Source organism: Pseudomonas sp. DE0010 (genome assembly GCF_007680745.1).
GTDB classification, from domain to species: Bacteria; Pseudomonadota; Gammaproteobacteria; order Pseudomonadales; family Pseudomonadaceae; genus Aquipseudomonas; species Aquipseudomonas parafulva_B.
Genome location: NZ_VEJQ01000103.1, coordinates 1 through 333, shown reverse-complemented (window position 1 = coordinate 333; position 333 = coordinate 1). Strand labels below are relative to the sequence as shown.

The window sequence follows — 333 nt, the reverse complement described above, 5'->3', positions numbered from 1 at the left end:
CGCTGATGTCGGCGGGCAGTTCCTGATCCATCAGCACGCCAAAGGAGTCGCGGGCGATGCCGTAGGCGCTCCAGAGGATGTAGAGGGCGATGGCCAGACCGAACAGCGGATCCAGCCAGTACCAGCCGAAGCCGGTCAGCGCCAGGGCGACCAGGATGCCGACGTTGAGCAGCAGATCGGAGCGGTAGTGCAGGGCGTCGGCGCGGACCACCGTGGAGTCGGTGAGGCGGATGACGTGCTGCTGGTAGGCCACCAGCACGGCGGTCAGGGCCAGGGAAAACAGGGTGACGGCGATACCCAGGGCATGGGCGCCCAGGGGCTCGGGTTGCTGCA

1 protein-coding gene is annotated in these 333 nt (G+C 67.6%); it reads right to left on the bottom strand.

The features are described from left to right. Positions 1–333: cation diffusion facilitator family transporter (locus FS767_RS21845; protein ID WP_144968192.1), on the bottom strand; the 333-nt coding region annotated here is incomplete at both ends.